We start from the raw sequence: 1,099 nt of genomic DNA, 5'->3' as shown, positions 1-1,099 counted from the left end.
GTTGGTAAGTTGGCGGAAATTTTTGGTGAAAATAAAGTGAATATCAATCATATTGGCGTGTATTCTTTTGAGGATGGAATTGCCAATCTGGTTAATCGTTGTGATACTATTGAACCAGATGATTTACAAGCAGATTTAGAGCGTAAAGGCTATAAAGTATTAGAGTGTTTCGTTCGTGATAAATAGAAAAAAGGTCTAATTCACATGAATTAGGCCTTTCAGATTGTTGACAAAAGCCTATACCTTTTCGTAAGGACATAGGCTTTTTATTGTATATAGGCAATTTTCGAAATGAAATTGTCTTTTTTTTATATATTTTGAAGGATATATTGAATTTTTTGATGGTTTTCTTCTATATTTTCCTCTCCAAAGGGACATTTTCTTCAGATTATGGCACGCAAAAATCAACCAAGCATTCTGTTGGTTTTTCTTCAAGCCTTTTAACCTTGTGAAACGTAGTCCATTGTTTTCTTTACAGTCCGCAAATACTCGTTCAATGGTTTCTTTTCTCTGTGGATAAATTTCTTTCCACTCCATAGTATGACGGATCTCATCGGCATATTCTCTAAACTCTTCCCATAGGTGTCGTTCGATAACTTTTGTCATGTTCTTACTCTTTGTACATTTGTTTCTAAGAGGACAATCCTTGCAGTCTTTTGGATCAGATTTATATTGTCTGTATCCATTTCTTGTAGTAGTTGTATACATTAGGATCTTATCATTTGGACATAGATAACAGTCGTATTCTTCATCATAGACATATTCGTATTTTTTAAAGAAGCCTTTTTTGGTCATTGGTCTTTTATATGGCATATAAGGAATCTGATCATTCTGTACAATAGCTCTGCATATTGCGGGTGTCATGTATCCGGCATCTAACGAAACATTCTTAATCAGGTATCCGTATTTTCCATTGATCAATTCTTCATAGGCATCAAAAAAACTAACACTATCATGTACATTTCCAGGAACTGTTGTAACTGCCAGTACGAACGAATTCTTATCGCAGAAAGTTTGATGCGAGTACGCAAAACATTTCTCCTTTTCGCCTTTATGGAAGCAGCCACTTTCTGGATCTATAGTACTTTTTTTTTTTTCA

General features: G+C 34.2%; 2 protein-coding genes. One reads left to right on the top strand and one right to left on the bottom strand.

All coding sequences use genetic code 11. The annotated features are described in order from the left end of the window. A partial coding sequence (locus FYJ66_RS09215) for a hypothetical protein (RefSeq protein WP_338071217.1) occupies positions 1-186 on the top strand: 186 nt, incomplete at its 5' end. Between the two features lie 51 nt (positions 187-237). Here FYJ66_RS09215 and FYJ66_RS09110 read toward each other — a convergent pair. Next, on the bottom strand, positions 238-1,099 hold an 862-nt coding region (locus tag FYJ66_RS09110), incomplete at its 5' end, for a transposase (RefSeq protein WP_154573183.1).

The organism is Allobaileyella intestinalis, assembly GCF_009695865.1.
GTDB classification, from domain to species: Bacteria; Bacillota; Clostridia; order Peptostreptococcales; family Anaerovoracaceae; genus Allobaileyella; species Allobaileyella intestinalis.
The sequence above is the reverse complement of the archived record's forward strand: the minus strand, read 5'-3'. Positions and strand labels throughout refer to the sequence as shown.